The organism is Paraburkholderia sediminicola (assembly GCF_046027355.1).
Taxonomy (GTDB): Bacteria; Pseudomonadota; Gammaproteobacteria; order Burkholderiales; family Burkholderiaceae; genus Paraburkholderia; species Paraburkholderia sediminicola_B.
The window spans coordinates 83,795-101,181 of the sequence record NZ_JAQQEK010000005.1; the positions used below are offsets into that span (position 1 = coordinate 83,795).

Annotated in this window: 13 protein-coding genes; 5 read left to right on the forward strand and 8 right to left on the reverse strand. The window is 62.5% G+C overall.

Annotation, left to right across the window (positions count from 1 at the left end):
- Positions 1-141: 141 nt before the first annotated feature.
- Positions 142-348: a cold-shock protein gene (locus PQR42_RS10560; protein WP_007180614.1), complete on the reverse strand. Its 207-nt coding sequence runs from the start codon at positions 346-348 to the stop codon at positions 142-144.
- 551 nt (positions 349-899) lie between these two features.
- Here PQR42_RS10560 and clpS point away from each other — a divergent pair.
- Together clpS and clpA are read left to right on the forward strand one after the other, a co-directional pair.
- Positions 900-1,214 carry an ATP-dependent Clp protease adapter ClpS gene (gene clpS, locus PQR42_RS10565; RefSeq protein ID WP_006050100.1) on the forward strand — a complete coding sequence of 105 codons (315 nt, stop codon included), beginning with the start codon at positions 900-902 and terminating at the stop codon, positions 1,212-1,214.
- On the forward strand, positions 1,211-3,508 hold the full coding sequence (gene clpA / locus PQR42_RS10570) for an ATP-dependent Clp protease ATP-binding subunit ClpA (RefSeq protein WP_012434129.1): 2,298 nt from the start codon (positions 1,211-1,213) through the stop codon (positions 3,506-3,508). The genes clpS and clpA overlap by 4 nt, the downstream gene beginning before the upstream one ends.
- A gap of 66 nt (positions 3,509-3,574) precedes the next feature.
- On the opposite strand, the gene PQR42_RS10575 is transcribed toward clpA, so the two are convergent.
- The 7 genes from PQR42_RS10575 to PQR42_RS10605 form a co-directional block, all read right to left on the reverse strand.
- Positions 3,575-6,085: a hypothetical protein gene (locus PQR42_RS10575; protein WP_408493630.1), complete on the reverse strand. Its 2,511-nt coding sequence runs from the start codon at positions 6,083-6,085 to the stop codon at positions 3,575-3,577.
- A 402-nt stretch (positions 6,086-6,487) separates the two neighbouring features.
- Positions 6,488-6,934, reverse strand: coding sequence for a dUTP diphosphatase (gene dut / locus PQR42_RS10580; protein WP_408213881.1), 447 nt, complete (start codon positions 6,932-6,934; stop codon positions 6,488-6,490).
- A 13-nt stretch (positions 6,935-6,947) separates the two neighbouring features.
- Positions 6,948-7,967, reverse strand: a complete 1,020-nt coding sequence (locus tag PQR42_RS10585) for an LLM class flavin-dependent oxidoreductase (protein ID WP_408389597.1) — start codon at positions 7,965-7,967, stop codon at positions 6,948-6,950.
- Between the two features lie 75 nt (positions 7,968-8,042).
- Positions 8,043-9,257: a bifunctional phosphopantothenoylcysteine decarboxylase/phosphopantothenate--cysteine ligase CoaBC gene (gene coaBC, locus PQR42_RS10590; protein WP_408389595.1), complete on the reverse strand. Its 1,215-nt coding sequence runs from the start codon at positions 9,255-9,257 to the stop codon at positions 8,043-8,045.
- A 113-nt stretch (positions 9,258-9,370) separates the two neighbouring features.
- Positions 9,371-9,880, reverse strand: coding sequence for a signal peptidase II (lspA, locus tag PQR42_RS10595; RefSeq protein ID WP_408389593.1), 510 nt, complete (start codon positions 9,878-9,880; stop codon positions 9,371-9,373).
- An 11-nt stretch (positions 9,881-9,891) separates the two neighbouring features.
- Complete coding sequence (gene ileS, locus PQR42_RS10600) at positions 9,892-12,729, reverse strand: isoleucine--tRNA ligase (RefSeq protein WP_408389591.1); 2,838 nt, start codon at positions 12,727-12,729, stop codon at positions 9,892-9,894.
- Between the two features lie 171 nt (positions 12,730-12,900).
- Positions 12,901-13,896: a bifunctional riboflavin kinase/FAD synthetase gene (locus PQR42_RS10605; protein ID WP_408213895.1), complete on the reverse strand. Its 996-nt coding sequence runs from the start codon at positions 13,894-13,896 to the stop codon at positions 12,901-12,903.
- A gap of 117 nt (positions 13,897-14,013) precedes the next feature.
- On the opposite strand from PQR42_RS10605, the gene purN reads away from it, so the two are divergent.
- From purN to PQR42_RS10620, 3 genes are all read left to right on the forward strand, one after another.
- Positions 14,014-14,667 (forward strand): phosphoribosylglycinamide formyltransferase, encoded by a 654-nt coding sequence (gene purN / locus PQR42_RS10610; RefSeq protein WP_408389589.1) that lies wholly within the window; start codon positions 14,014-14,016, stop codon positions 14,665-14,667.
- Complete coding sequence (locus tag PQR42_RS10615; RefSeq protein WP_408213901.1) at positions 14,664-15,923, forward strand: RsmB/NOP family class I SAM-dependent RNA methyltransferase; 1,260 nt, start codon at positions 14,664-14,666, stop codon at positions 15,921-15,923. Before purN ends, PQR42_RS10615 begins: the two co-directional genes overlap by 4 nt.
- Positions 15,924-15,997: 74 nt before the next feature.
- A complete protein-coding gene (locus PQR42_RS10620) occupies positions 15,998-17,353 on the forward strand; it encodes a mechanosensitive ion channel family protein (protein WP_408389587.1) in 1,356 nt (451 codons plus the stop codon).
- Positions 17,354-17,387 lie beyond the last annotated feature (34 nt).

The following is a 17,387-nucleotide window of genomic DNA, read 5'->3' on the forward strand; positions in this document are numbered from 1 at the left end:
TCGCAAAAGCGGAAGTGGACAATGGGTCGAAGTACTACCCGATATGTGGGATGTACGTGCGCTGAACACGACTAGAAGCCGGCGTCCAAAAAAAGAAACCCGGCACGAAGCCGGGTTTCAAAGGACGGGTATCGACCAGTATCAGGCAGGTGCCTGGATGTTCGATGCCTGTTTGCCTTTCGGGCCTTGCACGACCTCGAAGGTTACCTTTTGGCCTTCCTTGAGGGTCTTGAACCCATTCATCTGGATGGCCGAGAAGTGTGCAAACAGATCCTCACCACCTTCATCAGGCGTGATGAATCCGAAACCTTTTGCGTCATTGAACCATTTGACCGTACCAGTTGCCATTCCAACTTCCCCTGTAACTCATGTCACTACCACGAGCCCTCGAAAAGCTCGACGACCGCGTGATGCAGCCGCTCCCTCCTCACAAGCTCACCATCGGCATTTTTTCGAAATTATGGCGCAGTGAAAAAAGTGCCAGCTTGATTGTTGAGGCTCTTTATTCGGGTGTCAAGAAAATTTTGAGACGCAGTTGTCGCGTTGCAAACAGGCACTTTCCAGGGTTTTTCCCGCTTTCGTTATGTGCGGTTGCGCAAGCGGGCCGTCTTGAAAAGTCGCATAATCGACTCACATGCTGTTCTGCGGGTCGCACCGCCGGCAACGAGGCCGGGCGAGCCGTCAGCCAGCTACGGCAGGTTGTGCGATACTCGATCCGACTGCGGTGCAGCACGACCGCAAGGCATCACAGGATAGGGGCCGGCTCCGCAATCGGCTCGTCGATTTAACGCACGCATGGCGGGGTAATCACCCATCAAGCGGTAGCGAACGGGCTCACCGGCCGGTCGGCCGGGTTTTGACAGGATTGCGGGCCTGTCCTAGTTGTTTAGAATGGGTGTATGGCGATTATCCCGGACAAGCAGGACGGCACCGTACTGGAGCGGCAGGAGAAAAAGCTCAAGCCGCCATCCATGTACAAGGTGGTGCTGCTGAATGACGACTTCACGCCAATGGAATTTGTCGTGATGATCGTGCAGGAATACTTCAATAAAGATCGTGAAACCGCAACACAGGTTATGTTGAAGGTGCATCGCGAGGGCAGGGGAGTTTGTGGGGTCTATACGCGGGACATCGCGTCGACCAAAGTCGAGCAAGTCGTTACCCACGCACGGCAGGCCGGGCATCCGCTGCAGTGTGTGATGGAGGAAGCATGATTGCCCAGGAACTGGAAGTCAGCCTGCACATGGCGTTCATGGAAGCACGCCAGGCGCGGCACGAGTTCATAACGGTCGAACACCTTTTGCTGGCCCTGTTGGACAATCCGACAGCGGCGGAGGTGTTGCGTGCATGCGCGGCCAATATCGAGGATCTGCGCCAGAACCTGCGCAATTTCATTCATGACAACACGCCGACCGTGCCTGGCACGGACGACGTCGACACGCAGCCCACGCTGGGTTTCCAGCGTGTGATCCAGCGCGCGATCATGCATGTGCAGTCCACCTCGAATGGCAAGAAGGAAGTGACCGGCGCGAATGTGCTGGTTGCGATCTTCGGCGAGAAGGATTCGCACGCGGTGTACTACCTGCAACAGCAGGGTGTCACGCGTCTGGACGTGGTGAATTTCATCTCGCACGGCATCGCCAAGACGAGCAGCACGGACGCCGCGAAAGCGAGCGACGCGAATGCCGAGTCCGACGAAGCCGCCGCGCAGAAGGAAACCCCGCTCGCGCAGTTCACCCAGAACCTGAACCAGATGGCGAAAGACGGCCGCATCGATCCGCTGATCGGACGCGAGTCGGAAGTCGAGCGTGTGGTGCAGGTGCTGTGCCGCCGCCGCAAGAACAATCCGCTGCTAGTCGGTGAGGCCGGCGTCGGCAAGACGGCGATCGCCGAAGGTCTGGCGTGGCGCATTACGCGCGGCGAAGTGCCGGACATTCTCGCGGATGCGCAGGTGTATTCGCTCGACATGGGCGCGCTGCTCGCCGGCACCAAATATCGTGGCGACTTCGAACAGCGCCTGAAGACGGTTCTCAAGGAATTGAAGGAACGTCCGCACGCAATCCTGTTCATCGACGAAATTCATACACTGATCGGCGCAGGCGCTGCGTCGGGCGGCACGCTGGACGCGTCGAACCTGCTGAAGCCGGCGTTGTCGTCGGGCACGCTCAAGTGCATCGGCGCGACCACGTTCACGGAATATCGCGGCATCTTCGAAAAAGACGCGGCATTGTCGCGTCGTTTCCAGAAGGTCGACGTGACCGAGCCGACCGTCGAACAGACGGTAGCGATCCTGCGTGGCCTGAAGTCGCGTTTCGAAGAACACCACGGCGTGAAGTATTCGTCGGGCGCGCTGTCGGCGGCGGCTGAGTTGTCGGCGCGCTTCATCACGGATCGTCATCTGCCGGACAAGGCGATCGACGTGATCGACGAAGCGGGCGCGGCGCAACGCATTCTGCCGAAGTCGAAGCAGAAGAAGACCATCGGCAAGAACGAGATCGAGGAAATCATCTCGAAGATCGCCCGCGTCCCGCCGCAAAGCGTGTCGCAAGACGATCGCAGCAAGCTGCAAACGCTGGATCGCGATCTGAAGAGCGTGGTGTTCGGGCAAGACCCGGCGATCGACGCGCTGTCGGCCGCGATCAAGATGGCGCGTGCGGGTCTCGGCAAGCTGGACAAGCCGATCGGCGCGTTCCTGTTCTCCGGCCCCACGGGCGTCGGCAAGACGGAAGTGGCGAAGCAGCTGGCGTTCACGCTGGGGATCGAGCTGATCCGCTTCGACATGTCGGAATACATGGAGCGTCATGCGGTCAGCCGTTTGATCGGCGCGCCGCCGGGCTATGTCGGTTTCGACCAGGGCGGTCTGCTGACCGAGGCTGTCACGAAGAAGCCGCATTGCGTGCTGCTGCTCGACGAAATCGAGAAGGCGCATCCGGACATCTACAACGTGCTGCTGCAGGTGATGGACCACGGCACGCTGACGGACAACAACGGCCGCAAGGCGGATTTCCGCAACGTCATCATCATCATGACGACGAATGCGGGCGCCGAGGCAATGGGCAAGTCGGTGATCGGCTTCACGAATCGTCGGGAAACCGGCGACGAAATGGTCGACATCAAGCGTATGTTTACGCCTGAGTTCCGTAACCGTCTGGACGCAACGATCAGCTTCCGTTCGCTCGATGAGGAAATCATCATGCGCGTGGTCGACAAGTTCCTGATGCAGCTGGAAGATCAGTTGCACGAGAAGAAGGTCGATGCGCTCTTTACCGACGCGCTGCGCAAGCATCTCGCCAAGCACGGTTTCGATCCGTTGATGGGTGCGCGGCCGATGCAGCGTCTGATCCAGGACACGATCCGTCGTGCGCTGGCCGACGAACTGCTGTTCGGTAAGCTGATGAACGGCGGCCGCGTCTCGGTCGACGTGGATGCGGAAGACAAGGTGCAGTTGACCTTCGACGAGCATCCGGCGCCGCGCAATCCGAATCCGGAAGCGGTGGAAATCGAGTAAGCGTACGCGGTAGTACGAACAAAAACGGCGTGGACCAGGTCCACGCCGTTTTTTTTTGCGCCGGCGTTATTGATCAAACGTGATCGGATTGTCCATGTAGGCATTCAGCTTCTGTCTTGCCCACGGTTCCGGATTACCGATCGCGGAAACGATACCAGTCGTCGCACCTCCGCCGAGTAGTACTGTAAAGATACCTCGCAACGGGAAGTCGCCGTACAGAGGGTTCGAAATGTCGAACGGTTCGGAGCGGATGAACATGTCCTCGGCGGTGGCGCCCATATATTGCTGGAACGCCTCCGGAAACTGCAATGCGAGAATGGTGGGATGCACGTTCTCGTAGTTGGAGCCAATTGCAGGATCGCCCAGCAGGCAACTGCCGCCCGTTCCCCAGTGTTGGGAGTCGAAATTCGTCGCGACCGGATCGGTCGTGTTCGGAATGCGGCTCGCGGGCATCTGCCATGGCATCACCGGCAATTTGAGCGCGCGGCTCACTGCCTTGCAGAAATCGAAGTAGCGGTTCCATGCGCGTGGGCCGTAGCAGTAACCGTTCGCGTAGGCGCGTTCCGTGAAGTCATCGGCTTCGTAGCGGTCGATCGCCAGGAAGTCGGGCGCATACGGTGCGTTGTAGACGCCGAGGCTGGTCACATAGTCCGCGGTCTGCTGCGCCATTTGCGCGGGATCGACGTCGTCCTGGTAGATCCATTCCGAGTAGCCGACGCCCCAGAGATTGATCTGCCAGCCGAACGTCACGCTAGGCGCGACCGTGCGCGTCAGCCAGTTCACCGCGAGGACGTAGCCGGCAATGGTCTCGGTGATGGCGCTGGGAATGACGGCGGTGATCGACCAGTGATCGAGCGCTTCCTGTAGCGGTTCGCGTACCGGCATCGAGTAGGTCGCGCCGAAGTTGGCCTGCTGGCACGCGCCAAGAAAATCAGGATTCACAATGAAGCCCGCCGGGACCGGGTGGTCGCTGTCGACGGCCGCCGTCGCGATGTTGAGCGCCAGAATGTAGTTGGCGAAACTGTGCGCGTGAGCGTCGGCGTTGGCGAGGATCGTGGGCGTGTCGCCGAGCGACAGATTGCAGGTGTACGAAACCATGACGGGCAAGACGGGCTGAACGTTGCCCAACTGCGTTTCGACATTGCGAGCGAGCGTGATCGTCGCTCGGGTTTGCGGGTCGTCGGTCAGATAGACGGTCGAATCGCCGGCGCCGTCGGTGCCGGCGTAGTCGAAGACCGAGGTCGCGCGTGCCGCGGCGAAGTCCGCCTGATTGCTCGGCGTCAGATCCGCGCAGCCACCGAAACACAGATAGGCGGGGAAGCCGCGCACATTGAGGTTCGCTGATGCCCCGATCGTCACGTCGAGTTCAGCGCTCCCGCCGCCCGGAACGCTCAATTGCGACGGTGTCTCGACCGCATAGACGACGCCGGCAGACAGAAAATCGTTTGCTACCACCGTGTAGTCGCCCGGCTGAACCAAGGCCGAGAATGCAGTCTTTTGCGATTCTGCGATGACAGTCTGCAGATAGTTCATGCTGCCGCCAATCAGACGCAACTGGAGTTGCTGGTCGACCGACTGGTCAGCGGTGACACTGATTGTGACCTTGGTGTATCCCGTGGTATTGACGTTTTCCGTCACCACCATGGAATTGTCGACGGATACCGTCTGCAGCGCGTTCGTCAGCGTAACGGCGGGCACGTTGAAGGAATAGTCGACATTGTTGAGGGCGATGTTCTGAATCGACACGAGTGCCGTGCCCGACGGCGGCAGCATGCGCAGGGACGTTACCTGGTTGGTCGTAGTGGCGAATAGGGCCAGAGTTTCGCCCGTTGCGCTGTCGGTCAATGTGACGTTAAGCGTTTCGGTTGATAACCCCGATAGCGATCCGATCGAGATATCAAGCGCACAGTAGTGCTCGACGGGGGCGAATGTCACGCCGATCGTGGCCGTTGCGCCAGCCACGACATCGATCGTACTGCTGTCGATGACAAGCGGTGCGACGACGGTCTCATCGCTTGTGCTCACACTGTCGCCCGTCACCACGTAGGTCCCTTGTTCGGCCGTGATGCTGCTAGTAGTCCCATAACAAAGGGACATCGCGCAGACCGCGTCCCCTTGCGTGAGGGTGAGAATGGGCGCGATGTCGGCAAGCGCCGGATCTGGCGCAGGTGCGCAAGTGACCGACACCGTGCCGTCAACGGCCGGCGCCTGGTCGGCGGCAAACACGAACGAGTCTAGCCAGGTCTCCGTGTCCGTTAATAGATCGCCGTTCACGTCGATGGTGATCTGGTCGGCCGGCTGCATCGTGTAGCTCGTCGTATAGGCGATTGACGCGTCAACGTCGAAGGTGCCGTCACCGATTTGGGATGTGTCCGCGGTGATGTCGCCGATGACCCACGTGCTGAACGCTGGCTGGATAGCTGTGGCGTCGACATTGGCCGGCGAGTGAAAGTTGAACGCGAGGAACTGGTTGACAGTGATCGCGCTACCGTCTTCATAGCGCAAGTTGGAGACGACGATCGTGCCATACCATTCATTGGCGCCCGGGCCAACGATTGCATCATATTCGATCTTCATGCTAGCTCCATTCAGTGTTAGACCGGTGAACATCGATCGCCCGTGTGAGCAAGAAAAGAGTTCTATCCGGATGGGTGAACCATCGGTAACCTGTTCTAATTAATGCGGATGCCTAATTAAATCGTTGAAAATGACAATAGGCTTTCGGTCTTTGGCCTCCTGCTCTTGCGTTGAAAGGATTGAAAACTGGAGTGGTAAGGCGGCCGATATCAATTCGCTGATGAGGCCGGTGAGATTGTTAGTGCTATTGATTGATTTATAGGTGGAGGATATTAATGGCCAAATCGGATAACTCCGAATTTGTTTTGCCGCTCGCAAATAGAGCGAGGGATGCTTGAATTGCAGAAGAGGAGCCGTGCTGGTTTGGGCAAATCCAGCACGGCTTCAGGCAAGCGTATCTGCTTAATGCTTGCCCGTGCTGCCGAACCCACCAGCGCCGCGCTCGCTGGTTTCGAAGTCGTCGACGATATTGAACTCTGCTTGAACGACCGGCACGATCACCAGTTGCGCGAGGCGCTCCATCGGATTCAGCACGAATGTGCTCTCGCCCCGGTTCCAAGTCGAAATCATCAGTTGACCCTGGTAATCCGAATCGATCAGGCCGACCAGATTGCCCAGCACGATTCCGTGCTTATGCCCCAAGCCCGAGCGCGGCAGAATCAGCGCGGCATAGCCCGGATCGCCGACGTGGATCGCCAGACCCGTCGGCACCAAGGCGGTTTCGCCGGGTTTCAGGGTCAACGGTTCGTCGAGGCACGCGCGCAGGTCGAGGCCCGCGCTGCCGGTGGTGGCGTAAGCCGGGAGCTGCTCGCGCATGCGCGCATCGAGAATCTTCAGGTCGAGTTTCATGCAGGTTCGAAGGTTAAGAAGTGGAGGCCGGGCGTTCGAGCTGGAGCGCGTCGGCAAGAAGTTCATAGGAGCGCAAGCGGGCGCGATAGCTGCCCGCGACGGTGAGCACGATCAGTTCGTCAGCTTCGAACTGCTCCTGCAAGGCATGCAGCCGCTCAGTGACAGTTTCCGGCGTACCGATGATGCTGCGTGGCTTCTCGCGATCAATCACCAGACGCTCGCGCTCGCCGTATTCCTGCGCGACGCCCTGTTCGATCGTCGGGATCGGTTCGTTCAGGCCATAGGCCATTTGCACGCGGCGCAGATCGACGGCTTTCTCCAGATCCGCTGCTTCCTGTTCGGTGTCCGCGCAAATGACGAACACGGCGGCCGCCAGATACGGCTGCTGCATGTCCTGGCCGGCCTTGAAGCGCTCACGATACGCATGCGCGACCTGGTGCCCGAAATGCGCGTTGATGAAATGCGCAAACGCGAAGGGAATGCCGAGTTGCGCCGCCAGCAAACCGCCGAATTCGCTCGACCCGAGCATCCACAGTTGCGGACGCGTGTCGATTTGCGGCTGCAGCAGCACGCCGCTCGCAATGTGATCGGCGGGCAAGGTGCCGTGCATCAGGCCGAGCAGATCGGCCACCTGCTGCGGAAAAATATCGCCGCGATTGTAGTCGCCGGCAGCGACCGCTTGCGCCGTGCGCATGTCGCCGCCCGGCGCGCGTCCCACGCCCAGATCGATGCGATTGGGGAACAGTGCTTCGAGCATCATGAATTGCTCGGCGACCTTGAACGGGCTGTAGTACGGCAGCATCACGCCACCGGAGCCCAGTCGAATGTGGCGGGTCACGCTGCCGAGGCGCGCCAGCATCACCTCGGGGCAGGGGTTCGACACGCCGCGCAGGCCGTGATGCTCGGCACACCAGTAACGCGTGTAGCCGAGGTCGTCGGCGAGCTGCGCGAGTTCGACCGTGGCGGCAATCGCATCTGCCACCGAGTGCCCGGCGATCACGGGCGTTTGATCGAGTACGGATAGTCGCGTCATGTCAGTACCGCTCCAGTTGATTCCATTCGCTAACGTGACTCACGGCGGCCGCATGCAAGCCGTCGCCGGAATGCCTCAGCGAATCAGACTTGTGTCGGGCAGACGCTTCGCGATCTCCGCGATCAGCGCGCGCGCGAGCGTCTGCTTGTCGGCGCGTGGCAGCTTCGTTGCGCCGCCTGCTTCGAAGAGGATCACTTCGTTGTCGTCGAGGCCGAAAGTCAGCGGCCCGAGATTGCCGATCAGAAGCGGCACATTTTTGCGCACACGCTTTTCTTCGCCGTGAACTTCCAGATCGCCGCTTTCAGCGGCGAAGCCGACCGCGAACGGCGGATGCGGCAGTTTCGCCACCGAGGCAAGAATGTCCGGATTTTCCACGAAGCTAAACGTGGGCAGCGCGCGCTCGGCGGTCTTCTTGATCTTGTGCTCGCTGGCGTGATCGACGCGCCAGTCGGCTACCGCGGCCACGCCGATGAAAATGTCGGCGTCCGCGACCGAGCGCATCACCGCGTCGTGCATCTGCTGGGCGGTTTGCACGTCCTGGCGGAATACGCCCCACGGCGTTTCCAGCGCGACGGGGCCGGCGATCAGATGCACTTCGGCGCCGGCCTGTTGCGCGGCGCGCGCCAGCGCGAAACCCATCTTGCCGCTGGAGCGGTTGGTGATGCCGCGTACCGGATCGAGCGGTTCGAACGTCGGCCCGGCGGTCAGCAGCACGCGCTTGCCGGCGAGGATTTTCGGCGCGAAGAACGAGGCGATGGCTTCGTAAGTGGCCGCGGCTTCGAGCATGCGGCCGTCGCCGACTTCGCCGCACGCTTGCGGACCGGAATCGGGTCCGAGCACTTCGATGCCGTCCGCGCGCAATTGCGCGACGTTGCGCTGCGTCGCCGGGTTCTGCCACATCTGCCGGTTCATGGCCGGCACGACCAGCAGCGGACAATCGCGGGCGACGCAGAGCGTCGACAGCAGATCGTCGGCCATGCCGTGCGCGAGTTTGGCGAGGAAATCGGTGGAGGCGGGCGCGATCACGATCGCATCCGCTTCACGCGACAGATCGATGTGCGCCATGTTGTTCGGCACGCGCCCGTCCCACTGGCTCGTGTAGACCGAACGGCCCGAGAGCGCCTGCATGGTGACGGGGGTGATGAATTGTGTGGCCGCTTCGGTCATGACGACCTGCACGGTCGCGCCGGCCTTGGTCAACAGACGCGTGAGTTCGGCGATCTTGTAGCAGGCAATGCCGCCCGTCATGCCGAGGACGAGGTGTTTTCCTGCGAGTTCTGCGGTTGCCAACGAAAGCCTCCGACAAAGCGTGGTGGCGGGTAGCGAGGCGGGGCGTTGCATCCCCGCCGCCGCGCCTTTCAAACCGTGTTGATGCGCGACCCTGAGCGCGGGCGCCTGCCGTCTTAGCGCGCGCTGCCGCGTACGCGCCGCAGCTCGTCGAGCACGAGCAGGACCGCGCCGATCGTGATCGCGCTGTCGGCGAGATTGAACGCCGGCCAGTGCCACGTGCGCACGTGGAAATCGAGGAAGTCGATCACGTGTCCGTACGCGAGCCGGTCGATCACGTTGCCGAGCGCGCCACCGAGAATCAGCGCGAGCGCCGTGCAGAACATTTTCTGCCCGCCGTGGCGCTTGAGCAGGTAGCAGATCACCAGCGCGGCCACCACGCCGAGCGCGGTGAACGCCCAGCGTTGCCAGCCGCCCGCCATCGCGAGAAAGCTGAATGCCGCACCGCGGTTGTACACGAGGACCAGGTTGAAAAACGACGTGACCTCATGCGCGACACCGTAGGCGAACACTTTCTGGACGGCGATTTTCGTTAGCTGATCGAACAGGATGACGATCAGCGCAACGCCGAGCCAGGGCGCCAGCGAACCGTTTGCAGCAGATGTTTTCGACGCGGTTTTCGACATGGTTCTCGCCATTATGCCGCGCTCCTGATTTCACCGTTGCCGAACAGATTGCTGAAGCAGCGGCCGCACAGCGTGGGGTGTTCGGCGTTCGCGCCGACGTCCGCGCGGTAGTGCCAGCAGCGTTCGCACTTCAGATACTTCGAGGCGATGACTTCGACGCCTTCTTCCGCTTCGCCGTCGACCTTCACTACCGTTGCCGCCGAGGTGATCAGCACGAACTTCAGGTCGTCGCCGAGGCTAGTGAGCGCGTCGTAGCGCGCGCCGCTTGCACGGATTTCAACTTCCGCCTGCAAGGACGAGCCGATCAGGTTTGCGACGCGCGCTTCTTCCAGCGCCTTGGTCACGTCGCTGCGCGCGGCGCGCAGAAGCGTCCATTTGTCGAGCAGCGCGCCGGCTTCCGGCACGGCCGGGAACGCGTGATACGTCTCGGTGAAGATCGTCTCGCTGTTCGGCTGGAAGATCTTCCACGCTTCTTCCGCGGTGAACGACAGGAACGGCGCCATCAGACGCAGCAGGCCGTGCGCGATGTGATACAGCGCGGTCTGTGCCGAGCGGCGCGCGACGGAGTCCGCAGCGGTGGTGTACAGACGGTCTTTCAGCACGTCCAGATAGAAGCCGCCGAGGTCTTCCGAGCAGAACGTCTGCAGCTTGGCGACCACCGGGTGGAATTCGTACTTGTCGTAGTGCGAGAGGATGTCGTTTTGCAGATTCGCCGACAGCGCCACCGCATAGCGGTCGATTTCGAGCCAGTCTTCGACCGGACGCGCGTGCTGCGCGAAGTCGAAGTCCGACAGGTTCGCGAGCAGGAAGCGCAGCGTGTTGCGGATACGGCGATAGCCTTCCGTCACACGCTTCAGGATCTCTTCCGAGATCGCCAGTTCGCCCGAGTAATCGGTCGAGGCGATCCACAGGCGGATGATTTCCGCGCCGAGGCGGTTCGCCACTTCATGCGGATCGATACCGTTGCCGAGCGACTTGCTCATCTTGCGGCCTTCACCGTCCACGGTGAAACCGTGCGTGAGCAGCGCGTTGTACGGCGGACGGCCGTCGAGCATCGAGGCGGTCAACAGCGACGAGTGGAACCAGCCGCGATGCTGGTCCGAGCCTTCCAGATACAGGTCGGCCGGGAATTGCAGTTCGTCCTTGTGCGAGCCGCGCAGCACGTGCCAGTGCGTGGTGCCCGAATCGAACCACACGTCCAGCGTGTCGCGGTTCTTCTCGTACATGTTGGCGTCGTCGCCGAGCAGCTCGCGCGGGTCGAGTGTTTGCCACGCTTCAATGCCGGCCTTCTCGACGCGTTGCGCGACTTCCTCGAGCAATTCCAGCGTGCGCGGATGCAGTTCGCCGGTTTCCTTGTGCACGAAGAACGCCATCGGCACGCCCCATTGGCGCTGGCGCGACAGCGTCCAGTCCGGGCGGTTGGCGATCATGCTGAACAGGCGCTGCTTGCCCCACGCCGGATAGAAGGCGGTGTTTTCGATGCCTTCGAGCGCGGTTTCGCGCAGCGTCTTATCGGTATCGTTCGGCTTCACGTCCATGCCGGCGAACCATTGCGACGTCGCGCGGTAGATGATCGGCGTCTTGTGGCGCCAGCAGTGCATGTAGCTGTGCGTGTACTTCTCGGTGCGCATCAGCGAGCCGGCGCCTTGCAGCGCTTCGACGATCTGGGGATTCGCCGCCCAGATCGACAGGCCGCCGAACAGCGCGAGCGATTCGATATAACGGCCATCGCCCATCACCGGATTGATGATGTCCGAGTCCGCCATGCCGTGCGCCTTGCACGACACGAAGTCTTCCACGCCGTATGCCGGCGATGAGTGCACGATACCCGTACCCGTTTCGGTCGTCACGTAGTCGCCGAGATAGACCGGCGCCGTGCGCTTGTAGCCCGGATGCGCGGACGCGAGCGGGTGGTTGAAGCGCAGGTTGACGAGCTTCGCGCCCGGGGTGGTGGCGACGATCGTGCCTTCGAGGCCGTACAGCTTCAAGCACGCTTCAACGCGTTCTTCCGCGAGGATCAGCAGGCCGCGCGGCGTGTCGACCAGCGCGTAGACGATTTCCGGATGCAGGTTCAGCGCCTGATTGGCGGGGATGGTCCACGGCGTGGTGGTCCAGATCACGATGCCGCCTTCGTTGCGCGGCAGCTCGGCGAGACCGAACGCCTGCGCGGTCTTTTCCGGCTCGGCGAAGCTGAACAGCACGTCGATGGTCGGATCGGTCTTGTCCTTGTATTCGACTTCCGCTTCGGCGAGTGCCGAGCCGCAGTCGAAACACCAGTTCACCGGCTTCAGGCCGCGGAACACGTAGCCTTTTTCCATGATCTTCGCGAGCGCGCGGATTTCGCCGGCTTCGTTCGTGAAGTTCATGGTCTTGTACGGATTGTCCCAGTCGCCGAGCACGCCCAGACGCCGGAAGCCAACCTTCTGCTTCTCGATCTGCTCGGTCGCGTAGGCGCGCGCCTTCTGCATGACTTCAGCGGCCGGCAGCGACTTGCCGAACTGCTTTTCGATCTGGATTTCGATCGGCATGCCGTGACAATCCCAACCCGGCACATAGACCGCGTCGAAGCCTGCCAAATTGCGCGCCTTGACGATCATGTCCTTCAGGATCTTGTTCACCGCGTGGCCGAGGTGGATGTCGCCGTTCGCATACGGCGGGCCGTCGTGCAGGATGAACTTCTTGCGGCCCTTGGAGGCGGCGCGGATCTTCTCGTAGACCTTGCGTTCCTGCCATTCCTTGACCCACTGCGGCTCGCGCTTGGGCAAGTCGCCGCGCATCGGGAACGGCGTGTCGAGCAGGTTGACCGGGTAGCGTGACTGCGGTTTCGAATCGGCTTTCTTGTTGCTCATGATGAGGTCGCGGTGAATTCTTTCTATGCGCAGCAGGGCGCGGAATGCGCACGATGCGCGAGGGCGTTGGGCGCGCCCGGCAGGCATGTCGCGTGATCCACGGACGCCCTTCGATGCGCGCGGCGAAGGTCCACACACGCGGCGCTTGAGCGCCTGCATGGACCACGGCGGTTATCTAATTCGGTCAGTGGCCGAGGTGGCGAAGCCCGTGGAACGGCTGCCCGGCGTGCCGGCGCCGACGGCCGCGAACCACGCGCGGGCGTTGACGACGTCGCGCGCAATGGCGGCGGTCAGCGTTTCGAGGTCGACATACTTCTCCTCGTCGCGCAGCTTCTTCAGAAATTCGACGCGCACGAGTTTGCCATATGCGTCGCCGTGCCAGTCGAGCAGGTGGACTTCGAGCAGCACGCGACCGGAATCGTCCACCGTGGGACGCAGGCCGAGGCTCGCGACGCCCGGCAGCGGTTCGTCCGCCACACCGTGCACGCGCACCACGAAAATGCCCGCGAGCGCCGGACGCTTATGGGCGATCGGCAGATTGAGCGTGGGGAAACCGAGGTCTCGGCCGAGCTTCATGCCGTGCACGACGTGGCCGCTGATCAGATAGTCGCGGCCCAGCGCGGCGCGCGCCGAGTCGAGGTCGCCCGCCACCAGCGCGGCGCGCACGCCCGAGCTGGAAATGCGCGCGCCCGACGGATCGGCCACCGTGGCCATCTGCTCGACTTCGAAACCGTATTGCTGCCCCGCGGCCTTGAGCGACGCGAAGTCGCCCGCGCGCTTCGAGCCGTAGCGGAAGTCGTCGCCGATCATCACCCAGCGTGCGTGCAGCCCGTTGACGATGATCCGCTCGACGAACGTGTCCGGCGACTGGCTCGCGAATGTGTGATTGAAGTGCTCGACCACCACCCGGTCGACGCCGTTGGTGCGCAGCGCCTCGAGCTTGTCGCGCAGCATGGCGATGCGCGGCGGCGCGCCCGCCGGGTTGAAGAACTCGCGCGGGTGCGGCTCGAAGGTCATCACGCAGACAGGCAGGCCGCGCGCATCGGCGGCCGCGCGCACATGGGCGAGCAAAGCCTGATGGCCGCGGTGGACACCGTCGAAGTTGCCGATGGTCAGTGCACAGGGCGCACGGCTTTCAGCATTGGGAAGACCGCGGAAGACTCTCACGATAGCGGGTTTGAGGTGGAGCGGGCGGGGTGCCGCAAAACAAACGATTATAAACGTTCGGCGCACTGGACGGCGGCGCGTCGCGGTTTCGGTGTCCCCGAATGATAAAATCCGCGGATGAAAAAACTCGTCATCCTGATTTCCGGACGGGGAAGCAACATGGAAGCCATCGTTCGAGCCTGCTCGGACGAGGCCTGGCCGGCGCAAGTCGCCGCCGTGATTGCCAACCGTCCTGATGCCGCGGGCCTTGCGTTCGCGGCGTCGCACGGCATTGCCACGGCGGTGGTCGACCACCGCCAGTTTCCCGACCGCGACAGCTTCGACGCCGCGCTGGCCAAGGAAATCGATAGTTTCGAACCCGACCTGGTCGTGCTCGCTGGATTCATGCGGGTGCTGACAACCGGTTTCGTCGATCATTACGCCGGGCGCATGCTGAACGTGCATCCGTCGCTGCTGCCGAGCTTTCCGGGCCTGAAAACGCATCAGCAGGCGCTCGACGCGGGCGTGCGGCTGCACGGCGCGTCCGTGCATTTTGTCACGTCGCAACTGGATCACGGGCCGATCGTCGCGCAGTCGGCGGTCCCCGTCGAGACGGGCGACACCCCCGCCATGCTCGCCGAACGCGTGCTGGCAACCGAACACATCATTTATCCACGCGCGGTGCGCTGGTTCGTCGAAGGGCGTCTTGCTCTCGATGGCCTGCGTGTCACGCTTACGCCGCCGGAGCCGCAATGGCTCTTTGCCGGTCACACCGCCGGAGAGGGCGCATGAGATTGCATGGTTTTCTGATTGGACAAACTGAGACTTTGCTGGCTGAAGTCTTGAAACTCAACGGCCCGGCCGACGCCACCACGAGCCGTTTCTTCCGCGCGCATCCGAAGCTCGGGCACGGCGAGCGCGGCGTGATCGCCGAGGCGGTCTTCGCGGTGCTGCGCCGCCGGATGGAATTCGCCCATCTGGCCGAAGGCGGCGCCGGCAGCCCGGCTCGCCGCATGGCGCTGCTCGGTCTGATGCAGACGGCGGGGCGTAACGCGCTCAAGCCGTTCGTGTCGGAACAGGAGTTGAGCTGGCTCGAACACGTGTCGAAGATCGACCCGGAGAGCCTGCCGCTGCGGATTCGCCTGAACCTGCCCGACTGGATCTATCAGGCGCTCTCCAAGCGTTTCGAACCCGCCGAACTGGCGCAACTGGCCGCGGCGCTGAACTACCCGGCGCCGCTGGATCTGCGCGCGAACCCGATCAAGGCAAGCCGTGACGATGTGCTGAACGCGCTGTCGAAGGCCGGCATCGAGGGCGGCGCGACGCCGTTCGCGCCGTTCGGCGTGCGCGTGGTCGGCAAGCCGCCGCTCACCAAGCTCGACGCGTTCCAGCACGGCTGGGTCGAGGTGCAGGACGAAGGCAGCCAGTTGCTGTGCTCGCTGGTCGCGCCCAAACGCGGCGAGATGATCGTCGACTTCTGCGCGGGCGCGGGCGGCAAGACGCTGGCGCTGGGCGCCGCGATGCGCTCCACCGGACGGCTCTACGCTTTCGACATCTCCGAGCGGCGTCTCGCCAAGCTCAAGCCGCGCCTCGCGCGCAGTGGTTTGTCGAACGTGAATCCGGTGCTGATCGACAGTGAACACGACGCCAAGATCAAGCGACTCGCGGGCAAGATCGACCGCGTGCTGGTCGATGCGCCGTGCAGCGGCTTGGGCACGTTGCGCCGTAACCCGGATCTGAAGTGGCGCCAGTCGCCGGAATCTGTCGCCGAACTGGCGCCGAAGCAGACCTCGATTCTGGCCAGCGCGGCGCGTCTGGTGAAGAAGGGCGGCCGCCTCGTCTACGCTACCTGCTCGATTCTGGAAGCCGAAAACGAAGCCGTGGTGCAGAAGTTCCTCGCGGACCATCCGGATTTCGCTCTGGTGCCCGCGCGCGACGTGCTGGCCGAGCAGCGCATCGATCTGGAGATGGGCGATTACCTTTCGCTGTGGCCGCACCGCCACGCAACCGACGGCTTCTTCGCCGCCGTGCTGGAACGCCAGAGCTAAGCGCAACAGGCTTTTGCCGGCGCGCGCGGGTTTGATTCGTGAACCCGCGGTGCGCCGGCGATTTCGGCGACATCATGCAAAACCGTCTTTTTCCTCATATGTTCAGCGACCTCGCGCGCGACTTCGGCCAGCCCGTGATGCTATGGCAGGTCGGCGTACTAGTCGCGACACTCGCGATCGCATGGCTGCTCGCGCGCGTGTTGCGCCGCGCGCTGGATCTGCGCCGCCAGACGCGTTACCAGACGCTGCGCTTTGGCGCGGAAAGCCTGAACCGCGCGTTCTTTCCGCTGATTGGCGCGGTCCTCGTGTGGCTCGCACGATCGATCACCGGCCAGTTCATGCACACCGCGCTGCTCGATCTGGCTTTGGTGCCGCTCTTCGGCATCGGCTTGATTTACATCGTGTTTTTCTTCGCGCGACGGGTGTTCAGCCACGACGGCGAGACTCACCCGTTGCTGTTCCTCGTCGAGAGGATCGTCTCGACGGTGGTCTGGATCGGCATGGTGCTCACGGTGATGGGCATTCAGGACGACGTGATCACGTGGATGGCCGGCGTGCATTTCAGCGTCGCCAACGCGCATCTGACGCTGCTCTCGCTGATCTCGGGCCTGCTGTGGGTATGCGTGACGATGATCGTCGCGATGTGGCTCGGTTCCACCTTCGAAGACCGCCTGATGCGCTCGAAGACGCTCGATGCCAACCTGAAGGTGGTGGTGGCGCGGGTCGGCCGGGCGGCGTTCGTGCTGGCGGCGGTGCTGATCAGCCTGTCGCTGGTCGGCATCGATATCACCGTGCTGGGCGTGTTCGGCGGCGCGCTGGGCGTCGGTCTCGGTTTCGGCCTGCAGAAGATCGCCAGCAACTATGTGTCGGGTTTCATCATCCTGATCGACCGGTCGCTGCGTATCGGCGACACCATCAACGTGAGCGGCCTGCAGGGCATGGTCACGCAGATCCGCACGCGCTACACCGTGGTGCGCGGGCTGGACGGCATCGAAACGCTGATTCCGAACGAAAAACTGATCACGGACGTGGTGCAGAACCAATCGTCTTACCTGACGCGCGGCCATGCGAAGCTGGCCGTGCAGGTCGCCTACACGTCCGACGTCGAGCAGGCCATGGTGCTGCTGGCCCAAGCCGCTCAGGGCGTGCCGCGGGTGTTGCTGGAGCCGGCGCCCACGGCTTATCTGGCGAGTTTCGGCTCAGACGGCATCAACCTCGAACTAGGTTTCTGGATCGAGGACGCGGCTACCGGAACCTCGGGCGTGCGCTCGGCCGTCAACCGCAATATCTGGCGTCTGTTTTCCGAGCACGACATCACGATTCCGTTCGCGCAACGCGAAGTGCGAATCGTCGGTAACATCAGTGACGCAATGCCGCAGCCGGTAACAATGACCGCTGCGGCAGTCAATCCGTCCGACAGCGCCCGCTGACGGGCACCTTGAGCACGCCAGCGGGTCTCGAATA